Raw genomic sequence first — 23,076 nt, 5'->3', positions numbered from 1 at the left:
GCGCTTCCACTTCCCCCGCTCCGATGTTCGAACTGAGCCAGACCTTCTACTTCGAGGCCGCCCACACCCTGGAGCGGCGGCTGGAAACTGAATCCAGCCGCCGCATCCACGGCCATACCTACGGCGCCGAGGTGCAGGTGAGTGGTGTGCCCGACCGCAACGGCATGGTGGTGGACCTGGCCGTACTGCGCGGCGCCATTGCCGCCGTGCGCGACGCCCTGGACCATCATTTCCTCGACGACGTGGCCGGCCTCGGCCCCGCCACGCTGGAAAACCTGTGCCTGTACATCCATCGTCAGGTGTCCGCACAGGTGCCGGGGGTGAGCGCCGTCAGCGTCTACCGCAGTGCCAGCGGCGACCGTTGCACCTACCGTCCGCAATGAGCAGCGCGACGTCGAACGCCGCGCTCAGCGAGCGCAGCCGCCGTGCCGTGTGGCACCCGTGCACGCAGATGAAGCGCCACGAGCGCGAACCGCTGCTGCCCATCGTGCGCGCCGATGGCGTGTGGCTGATCGACGCCGAAGGCCGGCGCTACCTCGACGGCGTGAGCTCCTGGTGGGTCAACCTCTTTGGCCACGGCCATGCGGGCATCGGTGCGGCTCTGAAGGACCAGATCGACCGGCTCGACCATGTGATGCTCGCCGGCCTGACGCATGAGCCGGTGATCGAGCTGTCCGAACGCCTGGAGGCGTTGACGGGCCTGGGGCATGCGTTCTACGGCAGCGACGGCGCCAGCGCCACCGAGATTGCGTTGAAGATGAGCGCCCACGGCTGGCGCAACCTCGGGCAGCCGCAGAAGTGCGAATTCGTCGGGCTGGCCGGGGGCTACCACGGAGAGACCGTGGGCGCGCTCTCGGTGACCGACATCCCGATCTTTCGCGAGGCGTACGCGCCGCTGCTGCGCTTGAGCGCTGCCTTGCCGGCGCCCGATGCACGCGGTGCCCACGCGGGCGAAGACGGTGCCGCGGTGGCGCGCCGTGCGGCCGTGGCGCTGGAGCTGTACCTCGAACAGCACCACCATCGCACCGCCGCCCTCATCGTGGAGCCGCTGGTGCAGTGCGCCGCCGGCTTCGCGATGCACCACCCCGAATACCTGCGCATGGCGCGCGCGCTGTGCACCCGCTACCAAGTGCACCTCATCTGCGACGAGATCGCGGTGGGCTTCGGCCGCACCGGCAGCCTGTTCGCGCACCAGCAGGCCGGCATCCGGCCCGACTTCATCTGCCTGTCCAAGGGGCTGACCGGCGGCAGCCTCCCGCTGTCTGCCGTGCTGACCACCGACGCCGTGTACGACAGCTTCTACGACGACCGCACCGCGCGCGGCTTCCTGCATTCGCACTCCTACACGGGCAACCCGCTGGCGTGCCGGGCGGCGCTGGCGGTGCTGGATGTGTTCGAGCAGGAGCCGGTGTTCGAGCGCAACCAGGCCACTGCGCAGCGCCTGAATGACCTGGTTGCGCCGCTCGCCGGCCACCCCAGCGTGCGGCATGCGCGCCAGCTCGGCATGCTCTGGGCCTATGACATCCAGACCGACGATCCGTCGTTCTCCGCGCGCTACCACCAGGCCGCGCTGGAACGGGGCCTGCTGCTGCGCCCTATCGGCAACACGCTGTACTTCATGCCGCCCTACGTGATGGACGAGCCCGCGATGCAGCAGTTGGCCGATGGTGCATTGCGCGCCCTGCAAGCGGTGTTGCCCGCATGAAGCGCGCCTGGTTTGTCACCGGCACCGACACCGGGATCGGCAAGTCGCGCGTCAGCGTGGCGCTGCTGCACACCTTGCGGCGCATGGGCCACATGGCGGTGGGCATGAAACCCGTGGCAGCCGGTGCGGAGCAAGGCTCCAGCGGCCAGTGGCACAACGACGACGTGATCGGGCTGCGCGCGGCCAGCGACGTGGCGGTGCCGCCCGAGCTGGACAACCCCTACCTGCTGCGCCAACCGGTGTCGCCCCACATCGCGGCGCAGCGCGAAGGGGTCACCCTCAGCGTGGACCTCCTGTGCGAGCGCTTCCTGCAACTGCAGGAGCACGCCGATGCGGTGGTGGTGGAGGGCGCTGGCGGCTTTTGCGTGCCCTTGACCGACACGCTCACCGGTGCCGACCTGGCGGTGGCCCTGGCCCAGCCGGTCATCCTGGTGGTGGGCTTGCGGCTCGGTTGCCTGAACCACGCCTTGCTCACGCAGGAAGCGATTGCCGCGCGTGGCCTGCGGCTGGCCGGCTGGGTGGCGAACCAGGTCGACCCCGACCTGCTGGAACCCGAAGCCAACCTGGAGTTCCTGCAACGGCGCATCGCCGCGCCGCTGCTGGCCCGCTGGCCTTGGCAGCCCGACGCGGCGCCACACACCCTGAGCCTGGAGCTGCCCGCCGATGCCTGACCTCAACGACGTCTTCACACCTGCGCTCGGCCAATTGGAGGTGCAACAGCTGCTGCGCCGCCGCCGCGTGGCGGAACCGGCCGGCGAAGGCCGCCTGCGCGTCGATGGCCAGCCGCGCCTGGCGTTCTGCAGCAACGACTACCTGGGCTTGTCGCAGCACCCGGCGCTGGCCGAAGCGATGCGCAACGCTATCGAGCGCTACGGCGTGGGCGCGACCGCGTCCCCGCTGGTGTGTGGCCACAGTCCGGCCCACGAAGCGCTGGAGCATGAGCTGGCCCAGTTCGTCGGCCTGCCGAAGGCGCTCTACTTCTATGCCGGCTACGCCGCCAACACCGGCTGCGTGGCCGCGCTGGTGGAGCGCGGTGACGCCATCTTTTCCGACGCGCTGAACCATGCCTGCCTGATCGACGGCTCACGGCTGTCGCGCGCGGACATCCATGTCTATCCCCACAACGACCTGACGGCGCTGGACCGCGCACTGAGCGCGCACGCCGGCGCACGGCGCAAGCTGGTGCTGGCCGACGCGGTGTTCAGCATGGACGGCGACCTGGCGCCCATCCCCGAACTGCTGGCGCTGTGCGAACGCCACGACGCCTGGCTGATGGTGGACGACGCCCACGGCTTCGGCGTGCTCGGCGAGGGCGGACGCGGCAGCCTGTCGCACTGGGGCCTGGTGCCGTCCCGGCACATGTCGCGCCTGATCTACATGGCCACGCTGGGCAAGGCCGCCGGCGTGTCAGGCGCCTTCGTGGCCGGCAGTGCGCCGGTGATGCAGTGGCTGCTGCAGCGCGCCCGCACCTACATGTTCGCCACCGCGGCGCCGGCGCCCATCGTGGAGGCCTTGCGGGCGAGCCTGAAGGTGATCGAGGCCGAGGGCTGGCGGCGCGAGCGGCTGGGGGCCTTGCACGATGCGTTGCGTGACGGCTTGGCCGGCTTGCCTTGGCAGGCGCCCGCGTCCATCACCGCCATCCAGCCGCTGCTGCTGGGTGACAACGGCACGGCACTGGCGGTGATGCAGGCGCTGGAAGCGCGCGGCATCTGGGTGCCGGCGATCCGGCCACCGACGGTGCCGGTGGGAACGGCGCGCTTGCGCATTACCTTGTCGGCGGAGCAGCGGATGGAGGATGTGAAGGCCTTGTGCACTGCGCTGCAGGACGTTGCCTGCGCGATCGGTGGATGACTACTCCAGGCGCACGAACTTCCCGGTCTGCGTCAACCTGACCTTCCGCTGCGTGTCCGCCGTGGTGCAGACGTACTCGGCGTCAAAGTTGCAGTTCGAGTTGAGCTGATCGACCACCTTTCCATCCTTGATGGAGAGGTAGGCCCCCTTGATCACGTCTCGATCCTCCGCGCGCTCCACATCATCCACACGCACGAGCACGACGTCACCGAGCGGGGGGAAAACAAGGAACACCGGATGAAGGTTGTTGGCGACCGGGTTGTTGTCGTCTTCCGAGTCGTTTCGTGCGCCGCCTTTTTGATAGGCGTGCGCTCCGACCAGCTTGCCAATGGTCCCCCGGCTTTGCCTTGATGCCACGTAAGGAAAGTAGGTCGGTGCGCACCTTGTGGTGGCTTGCGGGACGCCTTTGACAGTGGGAAGGCTCGCGCCACAACGGGTGATGTACTCATACACACTGAAGGGAAGCCGAGATGGCTTCATCCCTTCAAGGGCCGCAGTGTTCCATGCGGACGCTGTGCCTTCATGATCGACGGCCGGTTCGAGAGCCCGACCACCACCTTTGTGTTGCGCCCCGGCTGCCCCATGCAGCAGTGTCAATGCTGAGCACACGAGCAATAGAGGCTGAATGCGCACGTGATGTGTCCGCTTGCGGTTCAAAGTTCAATGGCGCTCCAACTCCCCCTGAAGCCTGAGTTGTTCGGCGCAATCCGCGACACAGGTTTCCTTCGGAGCAAAGTCGGCCGGTCGGTACGCAGCTTTCGGGTTCGGTTTTGCGGTCGCCCTGAACAGCACGCCAGAAGCAAAGATGACCGGCCGCACCGGGTCAGAGAAGCGTGCCGAGATTTCCAGGGGAGCACCGTCCTCGGGGTGGCGAATGCCTTGAGGTCGGCGGGTGATGACGATGCGATGTGGCAAAACACGGAATGCTGCAACGGGGTTCGGCAAAGGGCCATGCTGTGCGGAATAAATGAAGTGCTCAGGGGCGCTTTCGCGCTTGTGCCCGCAGATCGCCATGCCGCTGGCGTCCCGTGTGCACTCAGGGACACCCCCGTACATCGGCAACAGTTTTCCGGAGGGATCCTTCAGTTGGACGCTTCCATTTGGCGCCAAGTGCATCTTCCAGACGACGCCATTGGTCGTGTCAACGTACCGGCCGTCTCGGGTAAACAGCTGCACATGTCGGGCCGCTTTGTCCACCCGGTACTGGTCGATCTCTCTCTGAGAGTTTTCCAACCATCGCTCACGCGGGCCCCAAGTATCGGAGTACTCCACGGGGCCAAATTCGACTCGGTTGTCGATGGACAGGTAGTACCGTGTCGTCCAGTGGTCGATGGGCTCGAGCTCCGCGTCCGTGATGAAGTCGCTGGCGCGATACCAGGGGCTCAAGTGTATGAAGTACGACTGATCCTTTGCAGAGATGGCGGCGCAGGCTTGCGCGTCGACTACTCCGACAACGTATTGGCGGGGTGACCCAGCGATCGGTTTGATGTTATGCGCTGCTGCAGGACCGGACCGATCGACCGTGTCATACATTTGGGGCTCGGACGTGCGCGAGTACACCTTGCACGCATCTTGCGCCGATCTGGGCACGAGCTCTTGTGCCATAGCGGCCATGCAGCTCGCAAGCAATGGCAAAAGCAGAATAATCTTCAACTAACTGTCTCGCGATCAACGGTTCTGCCGGTGGTCATCTGGCCGATGGGACCGTGGACGGTGTTACCCAAAAGTCGAAGGCGTTGTCGGCGTCTGCCAGTGTGAGCGCGAAGTGCTTGGTTTCATGTCCGGTCATCAAATCGCGCACCGAGAATGATGCGGAGCTGATGGCGCGCGCCGACTCCATCTGGAGCTGAAACAGGCCGACCAACAGGCGCCCTTCTTTGTCAAAGAAAAGCGATTCGCACGACGCATAGGGGTTTGTCCAAGCGAACAGCCTCATCCTCGTCGCAGGTGTTCGCGGTCGATGTACCACAACAACGTGCTGAGTGCGTGCGCTCCCGCCGCTGTCGCCCGCGGGTGACTGAAGGCACAGACGTGGCTCGTTGGGCTGTTCCCACGCCCGCACGAGTTCGATGTCCATCCGAAACGACATCGGGCGACTCATCGGCCAAGAAGCACGCATCCAAGGAAGGCGCCTGCCGGCAATGAGGATGCTGTTGCGACCGATCTTGACCGTACCCCAGGCTGGGGAAAGCCCGCGCACGCGCACGCTGGAGTCGGCTGGCGTTCCAGCCTCAACCGTGCGCGGAAAGAAGGGCCGCGACCACCCCTGTGTCTGTTCCACGTACTGATAGAAGGCTTTATGGTCCGTGAAGCGTTCGTGAGCGACACCCGCCGTCGCAGCGGTGAGCAGCGCTAGGTGGAGCGCGAGTGTCTGCACAGCTTTCTTGGATGACTAAAGCTCAACTGGCAGTCTGTCAGTGGCTGAGAGGGTCGGTTCGCTGTTTTGGTGCGATTGGTTCTACGTCGTCCAGGGAACGACCGCATACAGCCAAGCCCCGATTGCTGTATCGATCAGCAGACCGGCCACCAGGCAAATGCCTAGCTTTCGGTACTCCGGCTGCGCTGCCCTCACTGGCGTTCGCTGTTGCGCGGCGTCGGCTCCGCATGCCGTGTCGATGTCAGCCGGCCACACTGGCAAGCGGTTGGTGCGCATGCATAGCCAGCGTGCCACCGCACCCGGCGCGGTGATTGGAAGGAGTAGCAGGGCGGCCGCGATGGAACCCGGCGCGTGGAGGACGATCGTCTGCGCTCCCCACCAGAACCTTTCGGATCTGCTCTTGATTGGCAGATACAGCGTGGGTGCAGGCACCGCTGAAGGCCCGTTTTCCATGAAGCGGCGCACGTACTCCCAAAGAGGATGGAGGTCCTCCGGACTGCTGCCCACGTGGCCGAACGCGAAGGTCTCGAGTACGGTCTTCTGGTCCTTGGCCATAACGTGGCCGGCAAGAAACCAGTTGTGGCGACCGAACTGCCGGTTCCTGTTGCGGCGGATGTGCCAATAAACATCATCCCAGCGCACGCGCAAGATGTCGCCGTGCCGCCTCAGCCGGAACACGTAGACCATGCGGTTTTTTCGGTCGAACCGGATTGGGAAGTGCGTCAGCGTGAAAGACTCGCGTAGCACCACCCACACCAACAGGCCGATGATGAGTGCGAACATCAACACGCCGAACGCGGCAGCCGTCCAGGCCATCCATCGTTCGGAATCCGGCGTCTTTTCGAGCCCTTCCGCAAATGCCGCAGGCAGTGTCGTTGCTAGCCAAACCATGCCCCCCAACGGCGCCAGGAATATCGCGCAGAGCGCGCCCTTCCAGGCGTAGTACTTGTCGACAAACTCGGCGCACTGCGGGTTCTGCCAGATGGAGCACATCGCTTCCGAAGGGGGGGCCTTGGTGTCGACCTTCACTTCAAGGTGGCGCAAGCGCTCTTCACCGGTCAACGGTCGGTTGACCGGGTACTTCACCGCGATGCCGTCGTATTCCATTGTCAGCCTGCGATGGCCACTTCAAGCTGCTTCACTTCGACCTCCATCGAGCCAAACCGATCGCCCTCGATTCCCCAAAGCGTGCGCTCTAGCCAATCTTGGATCTTGTTGTCTTTGAACAGCTCGATGATGACTGCCAGCGCGACGAGGATGATCAGCAACACGATGGCGACCCCTCCGGAGATCAAGCCGGCAGCCAGCCCGACAGCGAGCACTGTGCCGGTTGCGGCGGATGCGGCGTACAGGCCGAACATGCTCCAGTTCGCCTGCTTGAACTCCTCCCGCGCATGCAGGGCGTCGAAGAAGGCAGCGATGATGCCCGCCGCGGCACCTGCCACCTTGCCTGCGATGCCGACCGCCTTAGCGGCGACGGCCGCTCCGCGAGCGGCGGTCAGCCCCTGCGCCGCTCTCAGCGTTAGCGCCGGCATTCTGCCGACAGCCACCATGGTGGTTTCGGTGATGGTGCCCGCTAACCCCATCCAGGCGGCACGCAGTTTCCAGCGGACTTCTTCGCTTTCGTGCTGCATTGCCGACTCTTCGTCGGACATCGCCTTTTTCAAGGAAATGCATTGGAGGATTGCTGTGAGGACGCCCAGGCGTACCTCCATGTTGAGCACTGTGCCGAGCTTGTTCCTTGACGTGGCTGCCTCCAGCGACTCTGGCGTCTGTATCGCCGACACGATACGCCGCGCACGCTCGGTGGGAGTCAGACCCCTCGGCATGTCAGACACGATCTGCCGTGCTGTCTGTTCATTCACGGCGATCAGCCATCGCTGGCGCGACTGGCCGTGCATCGGCACGCCTTCCACTTCGAGCCGCCGCAGTTCATCGGCCACAGCCTTGTCCAGCTGTTTGCCTTTGAACGTCTGGCCGGTGCTCTTGACCAATTGCCTGACCAGCATGCGGCGAAAGGCATCCTTGGACCCCACCACGTCGACAGGCACGATGTGCGTATTGCTCGTAACGCCCATTGCCAGCAACGCTGCACGGGCCTGTAGGCCAGGACTGTGCAACTGGGGAGCGATGAACTTGACCAGCGGCCCCGCCAGCTGCACGAAGAACCGAGCTGTCACGTCGGCCGGCCCCTTGCCGCCCGCCCATAGCTCGTACGCGGCCTTGTCTACGGCGGCGAATGCTTCCTTGAACCAGCCCCCCACGTTTTCCCAGCCGGGCGTGCGCCAGTCGAGTGGCGCGTTGGCTGCTGCCACCACCTTTTTCGCAAGCTCGTCGTTGTTGACCACCAGCGCACGTAGCAGCACGTTCTTCCGGTCCAGCATGTCGCCCGGCAAAAGCTTCGACGCCCACTCCACGAAGGCCTTTTGATCGGCCATGTTCTCGATACACAGACTCACAAGGGCCTGGTAGGAGAAGCCATTGGCGACGCTTGCGGCGTCAAAGTTGAAATCGAAATAGTCGTGCGTGGAATCGTCCTGCATCCACTTGGTGTGGAAGTCCGCCAAGGTGAAGGCCCAGGTCCGGTCGAATTCGGCCAGATCCTTCTTGAAAACCTCTGTGAAACCCTCCATCGCGTTTGGACGCAGCTTCTTGGCGTACTTGTCCCAGCTGGAGGCGCGCGCCTTCGCCGCTTCCTGCGGAGTTACGTGCCGGATGTCCTCCGTGCGGCGGCGTGTGGACTCGAAGAGCAGGTGCCCCAGCGGATTGCCGGACATCTGGTCGTTCGCCAGTGTTTCGGCTGCCGCGATCTCGTCCTTCACCGCCTGGTCACCGACCGCCACCTTGATCGCCTCGATGTGGTTGGCAAGAGTCACCTGCCGCACGCGGCTGGGATGGTTCAGAAACTCTTGTGTCTTGGACTGGAGCAGCCGCGTCGTTTCCCGGGCGATGGCGACCGGATCCTTGATCCTGACAATGACGCCGTGGTGCGCCTGCAGCCCGCTGGGGGACAAGCCCGACTTCACACGCTCCTGGCTCTTGGCGGCCGCCGCCTCGGCGATCGCCTTCACAAAGGGTACCGGCTTGCCGTCCGGCCCGGTGATGCCTTTGCCCGCGAAGGCAAACGGACTCCACGAATAGTGCGCCTCGCCGGTCTTCGCGCCAAGGCGGAACTCCGACACCACGGCCTCGGCTTGATCGATCGGCGCACAGAAGTTTTGCGCGTGGTTCCCCGTCCAAGCCTTCAGATCTACCCAGCGCATAGCCTTTTGCCGGAACGCGTCATCCTTGTGCCGAGCGAAAACTGCGGGCGTCCATGCTACGTCGCTGAATCCCAGGAAGACGCGGCCCGCGGGTAGCGCCGCGCTGTGCTTGACGGTGATGCATGACGCCAGAGCCCTGTCCACTGGGCTTCGCGAGCAAGAAAAGATTACGGTGTCGGCGCGCGGGGGCTCGCGCTCGGGATCGAAGTGGAAGTAGTAGCCATCGGGCGTGACCACATAGCCCGCCCACTCGCGACGTACCTCGTCATAGACGTAGAGGTAGCCGGTGCGCAGCGTGCGCAGCACGTATTTGAATAGTCCGTTGTCCTTGTCGGCCTTCGGTGCATTGAAGACGAACGGTTCCGCCACCGCCGGCATCGGATTGTCCGAGGTGGCTAGTGCCAGACGGGCAGGCAGCAGCGGGATGCCACTGCGTTCACAAAAGGGACAGGTGGTAGACATGAGATGCTATTTCTTTAAAGAAGCCGACAGCTCGGCCTCGACAGTTCGCCACCGCCCTTCATCGATCTGGGCCAACGCGTCGCGATACCGTGTCTCGCCATCGGATGACAGCGTCAGTGCCCGTTGAATCTCAGGATGTGCGGTGAAGCCGGTGCCCCAACGGTGTGAATGTTGCGCAAAGAGGGCGAGGTCCGTTTCGTCCTGAAGTGAGTGCACTTGGCGCGCACGCATGATGTGGGTCCACAACTGTCGGCCGAGGCGAGGAATGTCGCCAAAGCGCCAATCGATCTCCCGAAGGACGATGTTGATGATGGACACGTCAATTACGGCCTGGTGGCGGTCCGTGGTCTCGATGGTCACACCGGGGCCGTCAAGCGCGGAGCGGTCGATCACCGCCACTTCCTTCGGCAGGAACAGCGCCCAACTGCGTATTGGACCAAATAGTTTGCGCAACTCCGGCCCGGGCCATAGCCACAGCAGATGCATCAATACAAGCGGATCCCAGACCCGAACGAGATGCCGCCCAAAGGGTCCCAGGTTGCGAATGGACTGATGGCCAAGGTGGCTTGCAAGCTCCGTAAGAGACGCTTCAGAGTCGAGCGCGCCGTCCAAAACGGGGCTGCCCGACGCAACACTGCGGCGGTCGAGCGCGTCATGCATACGGTCTAAGAGTTCGTTGCCCGCACGCTGCAGATCTACCAGTCTCGGCACGAGGTGGTCGGCAAGCTCGAGCGACGGGTGGCGCACCTGCGCAGCTTGGGCCTCCATCAGCGGTGAGTCGCCGCAGTGCACGGGATCGAACAAGGCGAAAGGGTGTTCGCGGAAGAACCGAAGCTCCAGCAACATGGCGCTAGACAGGAACTGCGCTACCGTGAGCTTGCGCGGCCGCCGCCACCCTGAACTGGCACGGCTTGAACTCGCCCGGTAGTGGCAAGGCCGAGTTGGACGACGCGCTGCCAGCCCCGGTCAACTCCTTCATCGCCGCCTTAAAGGTGGCCGACCCTGAGGTGGTGAGCGTGATGCTTCCATTCGTGATGGTCATCGCACTGCCGCCGCCGTTGAGCAGTACCTTCTGCGGTGACCCCACGGTGACGGCGTCCGTGGTGGACGCCACGTCGATCTTCTTGTCAGCCGCCCACAAGCTCTTGGCGCTTGCTGCCTGCACGCTGACGCTGCCGGTGCCCGCATGCAGCTTGATCCCGGTCTCGGCATTCGGCTTGTTTGCGTTCTGCGCCTTGCCGTAGGTGAACCAGACGATGCCGTCCTTGGCGATGGTGCTGTGGTGACGTTGGGCAGTCAGTGTCATGTCCTGCCCCGCAGTCAGGCTCACGGTGGCGCCTGCGCTGGCGATGGTGCTGGCTGGCGTGAAGGTGCCGATGCCACCCGGGGCGGCCATGGCCACGTCGGGCCTGCCGAAGGCTGCCGTGGTGCCCTGTCCACCACCGACTGTTGTCTCATCAGCGTCGCTGGCGCCTTCGCCGCCCTCGGTGGCTTGCAGGCTCGTCAGCAGGGCGCCCTTCGCCTTGGCAGTCAGCATCTCCTTGCTTGCCGGCTCTGCGCCCAACTGCGCCTGGTGCTGGTGTGCGGAGTCCGCCAGCGTCAGCATCAGCTCCTGCGCCGTCTGCAGCGAGGCCTGCACCTCGCGGCTGTCCATCTGCTGGCTGCTCGTCGTGCTGGCCTGGCGCCCATGGGCGCTCACCAGCAGCCCCGAGCCTGCACGCACCGCGCCATAGCCGGCCGACACCGCATCGAAGCCGTGCCCGCGCGGCTGCAGCCGCTGGTTGTCCTTCTGCATCAGCAAGTGCCCCAGCTGCAGCCGGGTGGCGGCGCTGGTGGATGACAGCTCGATGCGGTTGGCACCAGGCGTGTCGTCAAGGACCCACTGGTTGTAGCCGCCGGAGCCGTTGGCGCTGGCGGCCAATTCCTGGCTCTTGATGCCGGTGAACACGGCCGTGTGCTGATGCCCTTGCAGCGCCCCCTGCGCCTGCGATCCCGGGAACCATGCGGGCGCGTCGCCGGTGGCCGTGGCGTTGCCTGCGGCCACCTGGTTGCCCTGCGCATCCACGCCACCGTTCGCTTGCGCCTGCCCCACACCGTTGTAGACGGCACCCACCACCACCGGCCGGTCGATGTCCCCGTGCGCAAAGCCCACCAGCACTTCCTGCCCCAGCCGCGGCACGAAGTGGCTGCCCCAGTTGGCGCCGGCCAGCGCCTCGCTCACCCTTACCCAGGTGCCCGAGGCGTCCGACGCCGGTGCATTGCAGCCCTGGTCGTGGTCCAGCCCATGGCTGGATGCAGAGCCGCGTTGCCAATGGAACTGGATCTTCACGCGGTGGTCGCGATCGGCGTGCACCGGCGCGTCGAGGCCCACCACGATGGCAGTCTGGGTGCCGTGCACCTTGGGCCGCGCCGCCAGGCCGCGGGCGCTGGCGGGTGCGCGCACCGGGACGGCAGCCGGCTGCGCCCGCAGCTCCACGCGGTACAGCGGCTCGTCACTGGCGTTGGCCCGTCGGCCGCGCGAGTCGGCATGCACGCGTCCCCAGTGCGGCAGGTCGCCCAGCCAGCGCTGCAACTGCGCCTGCACATCGCCGCTCAGGTTGTTGCGCGCGCGGTGCGTGAGCGTCAACGCCACGTGGGGGCCCGGCTGCGCCTGGGGGTGGTCCAGCACCTCGAAGGTGGTGCCTGGTGCGATGGCGCGCACGCTGCCGTTGCCCTGCCACTGCTGCGCTGGTGCCTGCAAGGCCTGCAGCCACATGGCGGCCAGGCGCTCGCCCCGCGCGCTGTCTTCGTAACTGTATTGACCCGGCACGTCCACCGCCGTCAGCCCCACATCGCCCACGGCGACAGCGGCCGCGCTCACCGGGCGCAGCCCGAGGCCGCGGTAGTCCGCGCTGGAGAGATCGACCGCATGTGTGCGCACGCGCCGCGCAACCTGCCAGCGCTGCAAGCCGTCCTCACTGAACGAGGCCGCGCCGGACTGCGTGTAGCGCACACGCGGCTCCCGCGCCGGGGTGAAACAGCCATTGTGGTCGGCGATCACCAGCGTGTGCTGGCCGAGGCCATCGGCACTGGCGTCGCCCTCATGCTCGAACCAGCAGAACAGCCCTTCCTCTGCCAGCAGGCGTTGCACGAATTCGAGGTCGGTCTCACGGTACTGCAGGCACAGCGAGCGCTCGGCATACACACTCGCATCGGCCAGTTCCCAGCGCCACTGAGGCAGCAGCCGGCCCTGGCCCGCGTGGCGCGCGAACACCGCTTCCACGATCTGCATGACAGTCATGTTCTGGAACACGAAGCTGTCGGTGCGCCAGCGCAGGAAGGCCAGCCAGGGCTCGACGGTCAGCTCGTAGCGCGTCAGGCCGCCATCGCTGCCCAACTGGGAAAAGCGGGTGACGTGGCCGTGCCAGGGTCGTAGGTCAGTGCGGCTGTCAGCGGTCAGCAGCTCCAGCAACATCGGCTGGCCAATCAGCTCGTCGAAGTCCAGCGCGGGGTCGGTAGACAGCGCGGTCACGCGCACGCTGAAGCCGGCGTGGTCGGCGCTCCCCGGGCCAATGCCTTCCACCACTTCAGCGCGCTCGGCCAGCAACACATCGGGCCCCAGCGGCGTATGCAGCCGCAACAGGCGCTCATGCTGGCCGGGGCCGGCGAGGCCCAGTGCATCGAGGATCTGCTGCACCAGATCCATCATCAGCTCACCTTGTATTTGAAGCGGCCGTCCTTGGCCGCGGTGACCTTGATCTGGCTGATCGCTTCACCCTCGGCCATGCGGCCCAGCACGCTGTCGGCCAGCTCGGGCAGCAGGGTGCCGTTGAGGATGTGGTCCACGTTGCGCGCGCCGGAGTCCACCTCGGTGCAGCGCGCGAGCACGGCGTCCACCAGGCTGTCGTCGAACACGAACTCCGCCTTGTGGTTGTGGCGCACACGCTGCGCGATGCGGTTGAGCTTGAGCTGGATGATGGACAGCATCACCTCGTCGGCGATGGGGTAGAACGCCACCGTCTTCATGCGGCCCAGGAAGGCCGGCTTGAAGGCCTTGAACAGCTGCGGACGCAGCGCGTCCACCAGCGCGTCGGGTTCCGGCAGCTCGGCCGCCGGCTTGTTGATGCAGGCCTGCATGATTGCCGAGGAACCGACGTTGGAGGTCAAGATGATGATGGTGTTGCGGAAGTCGATCTCCCGGCCTTCGGCATCGTCCATCACCCCCTTGTCGAAGACCTGGAAAAAGAGCTCCAGCACGTCGGGGTGGGCCTTCTCCACTTCGTCGAGCAGCACCACGCTGTAGGGCTTGCGCCGCACCGCTTCGGTCAGCACGCCGCCCTCGCCATAGCCCACGTAGCCCGGGGGCGAGCCCTTCAGGCCGGACACGCTGTGCGCCTCCTGGTACTCGCTCATGTTGATGCTGATCAGGTTGCGCTCGCCGCCATAGAGCACGTCGGCCAGGGCCAGCGCCGTCTCGGTCTTGCCCACGCCCGACGGGCCCACGAAGAGGAACACGCCCTTGGGCTTGTTCGGGTCTTCCAGGTTGGCGCGCGAGGTGCGCACCCGCTGGGCCACCGCCTCCAGCGCATGCGCCTGGCCGATCACGCGCTGCTCCAGCAGGGGCTTGAGCTCGCGCACGGTCTTGATCTCGTCCTTGACCATCTTGCCCAGCGGAATGCCGGTCCAGGCGGCGACGATCTCGGCCACCACATGGCCGTCCACTTGCAGCGGCAGCATGGGCGTGTCGCCCTGGATGGCGGCCAGCTCGTCGAGCTTGCCTTTCAGCGCGGCCTGCTTGGGCGTGAGCGCGGGGGCGGGCGGTTCTTTCCTGCCACGCGATTTCACCGCGGGCGACGTGGTGGCGGGTGCTTCCACGCCCTCGGCCTCCAGCTCGGCGCGCAACGCACGAATCTCTTCGGATAGGACCTTCTCCTGCTCGAAGCGCTGGCTCAAGCCCTGCAGCTCCGCCTGCTTGGCCGCGCGTTGTGCGCGCAGCTCGGCGAGGCGTTCGCCGTGCGACAGGCCGGTGGCCGCTTCGCGTTCCAGCGCGCTGATTTCCGCGCCGATGCGATCCAGCAGCTTGGTGGCGTCTTCCATCGCGGCTGGCGTGGCGCTCTGGCCCAGCGCTACCTTGGCGCAGGCGGTGTCCAGCACGCTGATCGCCTTGTCGGGCAACTGGCGGCCGCTGATGTAGCGCGCCGACAGGCGCACGGCTTCGGTGATCGCTTCGTCGAGCACCCGCACCTTGAAGTGCTGCTCCATCAGCGCGGCCATCGCACGCAGCATGCTGGCGGCCACCGGCTCGCTGGGCTCTTCCACCTTCACCACCTGGAAGCGACGGGCGAGCGCGGCGTCCTTCTCGAAGTACTTCTTGTATTCGCTCCAGGTGGTGGCGGCCACGGTGCGCAGCTCGCCACGCGCCAGCGCAGGCTTCAGCAGGTTGGCTGCGTCGTTCTGCCCGGCCTGGCCGCCGGCGCCGATCATGGTGTGCGCCTCGTCGATGAACAGGATGATCGGGTGCGCGCTCTTCTTCACCTCGTCGATCACGTTCTTCAGCCGGTTTTCGAACTCGCCCTTCACCGACGCACCGGCCTGCAGCAGGCCCATGTCCAGCACATGCAGCGCCACGCCTTGCAGGGGAGGCGGCACGTCGCCGGCGGCGATGCGCAGGGCCAGGCCTTCCACCACCGCCGTCTTGCCCACGCCTGCTTCGCCGGTGAGGATGGGGTTGTTCTGCCGCCGCCGCATCAGGATGTCGATCACCTGGCGGATCTCGGTGTCGCGGCCGATCACCGGATCGAGCTTGCCGTCCTTGGCACGCTGGGTGAGGTTGGTGGTGAACTGGTCCAGCGCCGGTGTCTTGTTGCCGGCCGGTGTGGCGCCGTCGTCCGCGGCCGCAGCATCCGGCACGCTGACCGCATCCACTGTTTCCACCGAGCCGGTGGTCAGCTCCGCCAGGCGGTGCTTCAGTTCATCGGCCTTGAACTTCACGAACAGCTTGGAGCCGCGGAAGGCCAGTTGCTGCAGGTCGGGCTCGGTGAGCAAGGCGAGCAGCAGGTGCCCGCTGCGGATGCGGGCGGTGTGCGCGTCCAGCGAGGCGATGAGCCAGGCATGCTCCAGCAACGTGGGCAGGTGGGCCGAAAACACCGGCGTGCGGCTGTTGCCGGTCTTGAAGCGGCCGATCTCGGTCTCCAGGTCGCGTTGCAGCCCCGTGGTGGACACATCGAAATGCCGGCACAGCAGTGCCAGGTCGCTCTGCGGCTGCTCCAGCAAAGCCAGGAACAGGTGCTCCAGGTCCACCTCGTAGTGGCCGCGGGCCATGCACAGGCTGGCGGCGCGTTCGGCCGCCTTGCGGGTGGTGTCGTTCAGCTTGGAAATCAGCGTTTTCAGCGTGGTCGTCATGTCGTACTTCTTAGGCGGCGGCGTGGATGTCGTAGCGGGCATCGTTGAGCGCGCGGGCCGGCGGGGTGCCGTGCAGCCAACTGTCCCAGCCCAGGCGCGCGGGCGCGGGGCCGGCGCCCAGCACCAGGGCGGGCGCTTCTTCGGCCTTGAGCAGCAGCTGCACCTCGTATTCCAGCGTCATGCCGGACATGAGCGTGAGCAGCTCGCGCAGCGCGGCGGCGCTGCGGCCTTGCGGCAGGAAATCGTCGAACTGGGCCCGGCTGAGCGGCCCCAGCGTGATGCGCAGGCGCAGGTCGCGCTGCCAGACGCGCGCGCCCACCAGGGCTGACTGCCCCAGCACGCCACCGCGTAAGCCCAGCGAGGTCTGCGCCTCCTGCGGCAGGCTGTGCCAGCGCCCCACGAACTGGTCGATGCGCACCGCCACGCCGAAGTGCTCGGCCAGCACGCGCCGCATCTGCACCGCGGAGCGGGCGCGCTGCTGGAAGGTGCCGGCGAAATAGGCGATGGCTTCATCGGACACGGCGCTGCCCGGTTTGCGCGGCGTGGCGCCCAGGCCGGTGAGGGCCAGCACGCCGGGCAGGAAATGCTGGCGCCGGTCTTCCTCATAGTGCAGCGGCAGGCGGTGCTTGCGCCAGGCCTCGTACAACAGCGACACGGCACGCTGCTGGAACACGTCGAGGAAGGCGCGGGCGGCGGTGTCCTTCTGGTAGAGCTCCCGCTGGGCGAAGAGCTCGGTGTAGAACAGGGGTAGTGCGCCGCCCACGCCGAGCAGGCCGAAGAAGGCCGGCACGATTTCCACGCCCGGCAGGCCAGCCGGCACGCTGGCGTCGCCAGCGTCCGTGCGCCGCGGCTGCGGCAACACACGCAGCGACTCGATCTCGCTGGGCGGAAAGGTCAACGCCAGCGAGTTGCGAAAGTGCACGTGCTGACCCAGCACCTCGCGACGCGGCGTGCCGGCGCTGCGCGCATGCCAGCGCTCCAGCATCCGCAAGGACTGGAAGAACTCGAACCGGTACGGCTGCTCCAGCAGCCGGTCGATCACACCAACGGGCTCTCGCCGCTTCGTGCCGGACACTTGAACAACTCCTCCCCACTGCGGTCTGACAAGACCACGAGCTGCGTGAAACTGTTGGCGTTCACGTACAGCGCAAAAAACCGGTCCATCACCTCCACGAACACCGACAGGCCGCTGCCCACGAAGGCTTCTTCGTCCACCGTGATGCGCACTTCCATGCCACGCACGAAGGTGGCAAACGGCTGCCCCGGCAGCCAGGCGGTGGCGGGGCGGTATTCCAGCGCGGTGATGCCATCGACCTGCCGCCGCGTGCTCGCGCCGCGGGTCAGGTCGTACAGGCGGATCATTTCGCGCAGCGCGTCGGCGCCACCCGCGGCCAGCGACAGGTGGTTGATCGACAGGTGCGAAATCAGGCGCCACAAGGCCCCACGCCCGCGCTCGAAGCGCGCACTGGGCGTCGGCTTGCGCAGCAGACGGATGGCGCGCGCCACGCTGCCACCGTCCATGGTGAGGTCGCCGCCTGGGTGGCCGATCGCCAGCAAGGTGGGCAGGTCGCGGTTGGTGGCGGTCACCTCCACCGACAGCGTGTCGGCGTGGGGCGCAGCGGGGTTGAAATCCACGTCCACGATGGACAGCTCGGTTTCGTAGCCGGGGCTTTGCTGCGCGATCGATTCGTCGCGGTGTGCATGCCAGTAGCGGCCCCCGGCGCTGTCGAGGTCGGTGTGCTGCAGCGAGTAGAACGGCTTGAACTCGACCACGCTGTCGCCCTGCGGCGTCTGCTGCACCCGCCACACCTTGTCGATCGAATACACCTCGTGGCCATAGGCCCGGCGGGCGTCGACCACCAGCGGGTAGGCGCTCGCCTGGTGCGTGACGCGAATCGGGTCGGCGCGCTGCTTGAACAGGTTGATCACCGGCGCGCATCCGAGCACGAACTGGCGCGGCGACACGGCTTCCAGCAGGCGGGACTGATCCGAGTCGCTGCGCACCTGGGAGAACAGCACATGCAAGGTGAGGCTCTGGCGTGCGCTGCCTCGCAATGCTTCGCGCGGCCACGGCAGGTCGATGAAGTTGAACTTCTCGGGGAAGGCGAAGTACTCGGTGAGCAGCCGGTACGCGGGGTGCGAGCGTGCGTCGATCTCCAGCAGCGCTTCTTCCTCCTCGAAGCCGGCCAGCCGGGGCTGGGCACGCCGGCCAGCGGCGGACAGCGTGGCCCATGGCCCCACTTCATCGAGTTGCACCATCACACCCACGGCGCGGGCGGCCAGCGCTTCGCGCAGCGCACTCACCTGCGCCGCTTCGCCGTCCAGGTACAGCCGCAAGTGATCCATCTCCAGCCCGCCCAGCGTGAGCTGCGACGACTGCAGCTCGAAACGCAAGGACAGCATGGAAGTGGCTCCATCCGGCAGGCGTGTGCCCGACGGCGCGCTCACCGCAGCGCGATAGGCGGCAGTGGCCAGTTTCAGCGGCAGCAGCGTGACGTCGGCGCAGGTGCGGAAGCGACAGTTCACGCCCTGCACCGGCTTGCTTTGCAGCTGCGTGCCGCGCGGCACGATGGCCGGCGCACTCATCTGCGACTGCGCCCCCTCGATGTCGAACTGCACGATGGAGGCCGAGGGCATCGGCCGCAGGTAGTGCGGGTAGAGGACTTCGAGGAAGGTCTCGGTGAACAGCGGAAAGTCGTCGTCCAGCCGCTTGTGGATGCGCGAGGTGAGCAGCGCGAACGATTCGATCATGCGTTCGACGTGTGGATCCTCCGCGATCTCGGTGGACACCTGCAAGCGGCCGGCGATCTTGGGGTAGCGCTCGGCAAAACCCTTGGCGCGCTGGCGCAGGAAGGCCAGCTCGCGCTCGTAGTGGTGCAGCAGGTCGTCCATGGTGTTCAGGACAGCGCCGGGCGGCGCGCCTTGCTCACGGAGTACAGCTGCGTCGACGGCTGCAGCATGGCGTTGAAGTTCACCGGCTCGCGCGCCGGGTTCACGACCAGCAGCGCCTGGATGGTGAACAGCAGCCGGTTGGCGCTGCCGTCCTGCCCCAGGCCCACGCGCACATGCTTCAGGCGCGGCTCATGGGCGGTGATGGCGGTTTCGATGGCGCGGCAGATCGAGTCGCGCTCATCGGTGTTGGCCAGGCTCATGCTGGAGAAGTCCAGCATGCCGAAACTGAGGATGGAGCGTTGGGCCTGCGGGTGCGCCGACAGCGTGTCGCGGTGCAGCCCACAACGTGCGTTGAGCAGCGACTCCAGGTCGCGCACGACCGAGTCCTTCAGCTGCTCCAGCGACACCTGCGGCGTGGCATGTTCGGCCGGCGCGGCGGGCGTGTCGTCGAGCAGCCGGTCCAGCAGGGACGGCGCAAATCGGGCCATGAACGGTCCAGCGAGGGGAAGAAAAAAGAGCGGCAGCGATGTGCCGCTCTTTCTAAGGTGCAGGGCAAGCCCCGCAGGAAATCAGTTGAAGCTGACTTCGTTCTTGGCCAGGTTCCACATGCCGGACACGTTCGTGGCCTTCTGCGAAGCGCCGTCCAGCGGCGAATCGTTGTAGGTCCACTGCACGGCGGAGTAGCGCAGGCCGAAGGTCTCGGTGGGGATTTCGTCGGCGCTGGCAGAGCTGCCGCCGCCGATGTTGGTTTCCACCTTGCTGACCAGCACGTTCTTGAGCTGGATCTTCAGGTAGTTGATGCGCTTGTTGCCGGTCTGCGTGGTGTCAGAGCCGCCCAGGGCGCGGTAGAAATAGATCTCGACGTCCTTGTAGACGGTACCGGCGGACGCCGCTTGCCACAGCTTGGTGCTGGCGGCGTCGATGTCCTTGGTGAAGATCATTTCGCCGTGCTCGGTGCGCTCGGCCGTGTGGCCGCCGGCGGTGGATGCAGTGGCCGACTTCGGCTGCTGGATCACGTGGCTCCACGATTGCACTTCGATGGCCTTGTCGGCCGAGTGCCTGGCGTCGCGGGTTTCACCCTTGATGTCGCCGTTCTTGAAAACGACATAGATATCTTTCATCAATCCTCCACTTGGTGAGGCTCCCTACAGAGAGCGAGAAAAAAGGGTCGAGCGGGACCCCGGCCGTACTGCATCAGGATGAGGGTCAGCCCTTGCCGCCCGTGGGCAGCTCAGCCACCAGGCGCAGCGAGACCGAGAGTTCGTCGAGCTGGAAATGCGGGCGCACGAAGGACACGGCGCGGTACACGCCGGGGCGGCCCGGCACTTCGGACACCTGCACGCTGGCTTCACGCAGCGGGTACTGCGCCTTGACGGCCTGCGTGGCGTTGTCGTCGGAGGTCACGTACTGGCCGATCCAGCGGTTGAGGAAATCCTCCACGTTGGCGGCCGAGGCAAAGCTGCCGATCTTGTCGCGCATCATCGCCTTCATGTAGTGGGCGATGCGGCAGACGGCGAACATGTATTGCAGCTGGGCCGAGAGCGACGCATTGGCGTTGGCGGCATCGCTGTCGTACTTCTTGGCCTTTTGCGCCGACTGCGCACCGAAGAACGCGGCGTAGTCGGTGTTCTTGCAATGCACCAGCGGGATGAAGCCGAGGTCGCTGAGCTCCTTCTCGCGACGGTCGGTGATGGAAATCTCGGTGGGGCACTTCAGCGCCACTTCACCGTCGTCGGTCTTGAAGGTGTGGGTGGGCAGGTCCTCGACCAGGCCGCCGCCTTCCACGCCGCGGATCGCTGCGCACCAGCCGTAGCTCTCGAAGGCCGCCACCAGGCGCGCGCCGAAGGCATACGCGGTGTTGACCCAGAGGTACTTGGAGTGGTCGGTGCCGTCCACATCCTCCACGTAGTTGAAGCCCTCGGTGACGGTGCCGTCCTTGGGGTTGTAGGGCAGGCGGCCGAGGAAGCGCGGCAGCGTGAGGCCGACGTAGCGGGCGTCTTCCGACTCGCGGAAGGACTTCCACTTGGCGTATTCCACGGTGTCGAACACCTTGGACAGGTCACGCGGCTTGCCGAGGTCGGTGAAGCCTTCCAGGCCGAAGAGTTCGGGCGATGCGGCGGAGATGAAGGGCGCGTGTGCGGCGGCGGCCACGTGGGCCATCTGCTCGGCGAAGTACACGTCTTCCGGCTGGCGGCCGATCTGGTAGTCGCCGATCAGCGCGCCGAAGGGAGCGCCGCCGAAGGTGCCGAATTCTTCTTCGTACACCTTCTTGAACAGGGCGCTCTGGTCGAAGTCGATGGCGGTCTTGAAGTCGCGCACCAGGTCCTTCTTGGGTGCGTTCAGCAGCTTGATCTTCATCGACTCGCCGGTGGACGTGTGCTTGCACAGGTAGTGCAGGCCGGTCCAGGTGCTTTCGAGCTGCTGGAACTCCGGCGCGTGCATCACGGCCGACAGTTGCGCGGAGATCAGGCGGTCGAGTTCGGCGACACGCGCATCCAGCGTGGCCGAGAGGTTGCTCGACATCACGACGGTGCCCTGCAGCACCTCCTTCACCAGCTCGGAGATCAGGTCCTTGGCGCGGTGGTGTTCGGCGGTGGAGGCGGCCACCTTGCTCTGCGCGACGATGTCATCGAGCAGGCTCTGCGCTTCGGTGGTGCCGGCGCTGCGAGAGGCGTCGAGTACGGGGCTGTTCATGGCTTATTCCTCGGACGCGGTGGTCTTGCTCAGCTCGGCCAGCTTCTCGGTGCTGGTGAGCACATCGTTGAGGATGTCCTCGAGCTTTTCATTGCCGGCGAGCTTGTTGCGCAGGTCGGCCAGCTTGGTGCGGGCTTCCAGCAGCTTGCGCAGCGGCTCCACCTTTTCCACCACGGCCTCCGGGCGGAAGTCGTCCAGCTTCTCGAAGGTCATGTCGACGGCGAATTCACCGCCCTCGGGGCTCAGCTCGTTCGGCACGCGGTAGGTGGCGCGCGGGGCGATGCCCTTCATCACCTCGTCGAAGTTGTCCAGGTCGACGTTGACAAACTTGCGGTCGCGCAGCTTGGGCAGCGGCTCCTTGGGGTTGCCGGAAAAGTCACCCAGCACGCCCATCACGAAGGGCAGTTCCTTCTGCTCGATGGCGTCGCCTTTTTCCACGTCGTACGTGAGCTGCACACGCGGCGGGCGCACCCGCTCGAGCCGCTTCTGGATGCTGTCTTTCTTGGCCATGGGAATTCTCTGGGCTGGTGGTGGAGGGCTCAGCGCAGCGCGCCGAATGGGTCGCGCGAGGGCGCAGGAGCGGCCGGCTTGGCGGCCGGCGCGGTGTCGGTTGGCTTGGCGGCAACGGCCTTGGGCGCAGCGCCTGCTGCCGCCGAGGCTGCTGCGGCGGTGGGGCGCGCCGCGGCACGGGCGGTGCGCGGGGCCGGCGTGGAGGCCGTGGCCGGCTGCGGCACGAGCACCGGCGCTCCGAGCAGTTCGCGCAGTGTCTTGGCCAGTGTTTCGGCCTCGTTGCGCGTGGAGCCTTGCAGGTTGTCGGTGTGCATGCGCGCCAGCGCGGCGGACGACACGCGCAGGCCGCTCACGGCCAGCAGGCCGTTGGCCACGGCATCGGTGGAGTCGCGCTGCATGGCTTCCTGCGCTGCGGTGATCGCATTGCCGTAGTCGGCCGCGTCGAAGTGCAGCTGCGCCATGCGCAGCCACGGTTCTTTGGCAGACGGGTTCTGCTTGGCGGCGGTGCGCCAGGCTTCCAGTGCCTGCACGTTGTTGCCGGCCTTCTGGGCCTGGCGGCCGTCCTCGAGCAGTTGCTCGTAGGGGGGGGGTGCGGCGTCTGCGGACTTGGGCGCATTGGCACACGCCACCAGCAGGGCACCGCTCAGGACGATGGACGCAAGCCGCGCCGCACGGGGAACGCGTGTGAAAGGAACACGCAAGGACAACGCCCCGGACGGGGTGCACAACTCAACACGCGACACGCGCTTTCTCCCTCAACAAGACCTTCTGTACTTCTTCACGACACGAACTCCATGTCGTTGAAGGCGAGCGGAATATATCGACGCCGAGTGGCCTTGTGATCCCCCTTCGGGAGGCGATCCCTCGAAGTGGGGATGTGTTTTATGTGTCCTTAAGTAAGCAAAGTAAAGCGTGTGACCTCGTGCCTTCGAACCCCTCTT

General features: G+C 66.1%; 19 protein-coding genes. 4 read left to right on the top strand and 15 right to left on the bottom strand.

Annotated elements, in window-relative coordinates; all coding sequences use genetic code 11:
- Positions 1 to 23: 23 nt before the first annotated feature.
- From VPH43_RS02105 to bioF, 4 genes are read left to right on the top strand one after another with little or no spacing between them, the layout of a single operon-like run.
- A complete protein-coding gene (locus VPH43_RS02105; RefSeq protein WP_328575991.1) occupies positions 24 to 383 on the top strand; it encodes a 6-pyruvoyl trahydropterin synthase family protein in 360 nt (119 codons plus the stop codon).
- Positions 380 to 1,705: an adenosylmethionine--8-amino-7-oxononanoate transaminase gene (gene bioA, locus VPH43_RS02100; protein WP_328575990.1), complete on the top strand. Its 1,326-nt coding sequence runs from the start codon at positions 380 to 382 to the stop codon at positions 1,703 to 1,705. Before VPH43_RS02105 ends, bioA begins: the two co-directional genes overlap by 4 nt.
- On the top strand, positions 1,702 to 2,376 hold the full coding sequence (gene bioD, locus VPH43_RS02095) for a dethiobiotin synthase (RefSeq protein ID WP_328575989.1): 675 nt from the start codon (positions 1,702 to 1,704) through the stop codon (positions 2,374 to 2,376). Before bioA ends, bioD begins: the two co-directional genes overlap by 4 nt.
- Positions 2,369 to 3,556 carry an 8-amino-7-oxononanoate synthase gene (gene bioF, locus VPH43_RS02090; protein WP_328575988.1) on the top strand — a complete coding sequence of 396 codons (1,188 nt, stop codon included), beginning with the start codon at positions 2,369 to 2,371 and terminating at the stop codon, positions 3,554 to 3,556. The genes bioD and bioF overlap by 8 nt, the downstream gene beginning before the upstream one ends.
- On the opposite strand, the gene VPH43_RS02085 is transcribed toward bioF, so the two are convergent.
- From VPH43_RS02085 to VPH43_RS02015, 15 genes are all read right to left on the bottom strand, one after another.
- A complete protein-coding gene (locus tag VPH43_RS02085; RefSeq protein ID WP_328575987.1) occupies positions 3,557 to 4,189 on the bottom strand; it encodes a hypothetical protein in 633 nt (210 codons plus the stop codon).
- A gap of 27 nt (positions 4,190 to 4,216) precedes the next feature.
- Positions 4,217 to 5,209, bottom strand: a complete 993-nt coding sequence (locus tag VPH43_RS02080) for a hypothetical protein (RefSeq protein ID WP_328575986.1) — start codon at positions 5,207 to 5,209, stop codon at positions 4,217 to 4,219.
- Between the two features lie 34 nt (positions 5,210 to 5,243).
- Positions 5,244 to 5,933 carry a hypothetical protein gene (locus VPH43_RS02075; protein WP_328575985.1) on the bottom strand — a complete coding sequence of 230 codons (690 nt, stop codon included), beginning with the start codon at positions 5,931 to 5,933 and terminating at the stop codon, positions 5,244 to 5,246.
- Between the two features lie 81 nt (positions 5,934 to 6,014).
- Positions 6,015 to 7,040, bottom strand: coding sequence for a DUF6708 domain-containing protein (locus tag VPH43_RS02070; RefSeq protein WP_328575984.1), 1,026 nt, complete (start codon positions 7,038 to 7,040; stop codon positions 6,015 to 6,017).
- Positions 7,041 to 7,042: 2 nt separating this feature from the next.
- Positions 7,043 to 9,658 (bottom strand): T6SS effector BTH_I2691 family protein, encoded by a 2,616-nt coding sequence (locus tag VPH43_RS02065; RefSeq protein WP_328575983.1) that lies wholly within the window; start codon positions 9,656 to 9,658, stop codon positions 7,043 to 7,045.
- Positions 9,659 to 9,664: 6 nt separating this feature from the next.
- Entirely contained in the window at positions 9,665 to 10,504 is an 840-nt protein-coding gene (locus VPH43_RS02060; protein ID WP_328575982.1) for a hypothetical protein, read from the bottom strand.
- 4 nt (positions 10,505 to 10,508) lie between these two features.
- Positions 10,509 to 13,346, bottom strand: coding sequence for a type VI secretion system Vgr family protein (locus VPH43_RS02055; RefSeq protein ID WP_328575981.1), 2,838 nt, complete (start codon positions 13,344 to 13,346; stop codon positions 10,509 to 10,511).
- Positions 13,346 to 16,039: a type VI secretion system ATPase TssH gene (gene tssH / locus VPH43_RS02050; RefSeq protein ID WP_328575980.1), complete on the bottom strand. Its 2,694-nt coding sequence runs from the start codon at positions 16,037 to 16,039 to the stop codon at positions 13,346 to 13,348. The genes VPH43_RS02055 and tssH overlap by 1 nt, the downstream gene beginning before the upstream one ends.
- Positions 16,040 to 16,049: 10 nt before the next feature.
- Positions 16,050 to 17,114, bottom strand: a complete 1,065-nt coding sequence (gene tssG, locus VPH43_RS02045) for a type VI secretion system baseplate subunit TssG (protein ID WP_328575979.1) — start codon at positions 17,112 to 17,114, stop codon at positions 16,050 to 16,052.
- Positions 17,078 to 18,931 (bottom strand): type VI secretion system baseplate subunit TssF, encoded by a 1,854-nt coding sequence (tssF, locus tag VPH43_RS02040; RefSeq protein ID WP_328575978.1) that lies wholly within the window; start codon positions 18,929 to 18,931, stop codon positions 17,078 to 17,080. Before tssF ends, tssG begins: the two co-directional genes overlap by 37 nt.
- 5 nt (positions 18,932 to 18,936) lie before the next feature.
- Positions 18,937 to 19,419, bottom strand: coding sequence for a type VI secretion system baseplate subunit TssE (gene tssE, locus VPH43_RS02035; protein ID WP_328575977.1), 483 nt, complete (start codon positions 19,417 to 19,419; stop codon positions 18,937 to 18,939).
- An 81-nt stretch (positions 19,420 to 19,500) separates the two neighbouring features.
- On the bottom strand, positions 19,501 to 20,052 hold the full coding sequence (locus VPH43_RS02030) for an Hcp family type VI secretion system effector (protein WP_328575976.1): 552 nt from the start codon (positions 20,050 to 20,052) through the stop codon (positions 19,501 to 19,503).
- An 85-nt stretch (positions 20,053 to 20,137) separates the two neighbouring features.
- A complete protein-coding gene (gene tssC / locus VPH43_RS02025; RefSeq protein WP_328575975.1) occupies positions 20,138 to 21,625 on the bottom strand; it encodes a type VI secretion system contractile sheath large subunit in 1,488 nt (495 codons plus the stop codon).
- 3 nt (positions 21,626 to 21,628) lie between these two features.
- Positions 21,629 to 22,135, bottom strand: a complete 507-nt coding sequence (gene tssB / locus VPH43_RS02020; protein WP_328575974.1) for a type VI secretion system contractile sheath small subunit — start codon at positions 22,133 to 22,135, stop codon at positions 21,629 to 21,631.
- Between the two features lie 29 nt (positions 22,136 to 22,164).
- Complete coding sequence (locus tag VPH43_RS02015; RefSeq protein ID WP_328575973.1) at positions 22,165 to 22,836, bottom strand: hypothetical protein; 672 nt, start codon at positions 22,834 to 22,836, stop codon at positions 22,165 to 22,167.
- Positions 22,837 to 23,076 lie beyond the last annotated feature (240 nt).

Source organism: Ideonella sp. BN130291 (genome assembly GCF_036231905.1).
GTDB lineage: Bacteria > Pseudomonadota > Gammaproteobacteria > Burkholderiales > Burkholderiaceae_C > CAMLIZ01.
Note: the sequence above shows the minus strand (reverse complement) of the source record. Positions and strands in the feature narration are given on the sequence as shown.

Coding starts and splice junctions, on each gene's coding strand:
- VPH43_RS02105 (WP_328575991.1), top strand. CDS start 24: ATGTTCGAACTGAGCCAGACCTTCTACTTCGAGGCCGCCCACACCCTG.
- bioA (WP_328575990.1), top strand. CDS start 380: ATGAGCAGCGCGACGTCGAACGCCGCGCTCAGCGAGCGCAGCCGCCGT.
- bioD (WP_328575989.1), top strand. CDS start 1,702: ATGAAGCGCGCCTGGTTTGTCACCGGCACCGACACCGGGATCGGCAAG.
- bioF (WP_328575988.1), top strand. CDS start 2,369: ATGCCTGACCTCAACGACGTCTTCACACCTGCGCTCGGCCAATTGGAG.
- VPH43_RS02070 (WP_328575984.1), bottom strand. CDS start 7,040: ATGGAATACGACGGCATCGCGGTGAAGTACCCGGTCAACCGACCGTTG.
- VPH43_RS02065 (WP_328575983.1), bottom strand. CDS start 9,658: ATGTCTACCACCTGTCCCTTTTGTGAACGCAGTGGCATCCCGCTGCTG.
- VPH43_RS02060 (WP_328575982.1), bottom strand. CDS start 10,504: ATGTTGCTGGAGCTTCGGTTCTTCCGCGAACACCCTTTCGCCTTGTTC.
- VPH43_RS02055 (WP_328575981.1), bottom strand. CDS start 13,346: ATGATGGATCTGGTGCAGCAGATCCTCGATGCACTGGGCCTCGCCGGC.
- tssH (WP_328575980.1), bottom strand. CDS start 16,039: ATGACGACCACGCTGAAAACGCTGATTTCCAAGCTGAACGACACCACC.
- tssF (WP_328575978.1), bottom strand. CDS start 18,931: ATGGACGACCTGCTGCACCACTACGAGCGCGAGCTGGCCTTCCTGCGC.
- tssE (WP_328575977.1), bottom strand. CDS start 19,419: ATGGCCCGATTTGCGCCGTCCCTGCTGGACCGGCTGCTCGACGACACG.
- VPH43_RS02030 (WP_328575976.1), bottom strand. CDS start 20,052: ATGAAAGATATCTATGTCGTTTTCAAGAACGGCGACATCAAGGGTGAA.
- tssC (WP_328575975.1), bottom strand. CDS start 21,625: ATGAACAGCCCCGTACTCGACGCCTCTCGCAGCGCCGGCACCACCGAA.
- tssB (WP_328575974.1), bottom strand. CDS start 22,135: ATGGCCAAGAAAGACAGCATCCAGAAGCGGCTCGAGCGGGTGCGCCCG.